The sequence below is a fragment of the Brevibacterium sp. FAM 24630 genome (assembly GCF_049804075.1).
GTDB lineage: Bacteria > Actinomycetota > Actinomycetes > Actinomycetales > Brevibacteriaceae > Brevibacterium.
Genome location: NZ_JBNBZD010000131.1, coordinates 1 through 203, shown reverse-complemented (window position 1 = coordinate 203; position 203 = coordinate 1). Strand labels below are relative to the sequence as shown.

Annotated in this window: 1 pseudogene; it reads left to right on the top strand. The window is 58.1% G+C overall.

Annotated features, from left to right (window positions below):
- Nucleotides 1-203 (top strand): annotated as a pseudogene (locus ACPUD7_RS17990) (IS1380 family transposase); the annotation flags it as partial.

The following is a 203-nucleotide window of genomic DNA, read 5'->3' as shown; positions in this document are numbered from 1 at the left end:
ACTACTCCTCAAAAGTGGCCAAAGCCGCCCACGATGCCGGGGCTCATGTGTCGATCACCGTGCGTATGGATAAGAAGGTCAAAGCAGCGATCGGAACGATCAGCGACGACGCATGGACTGGCATCGAGTACCCCGATGCGATCTATGACGAGGAGTCCGGTGCCTGGGTCAGTAAGGCTGAAGTCGCCGAGGTTCCGTTCACC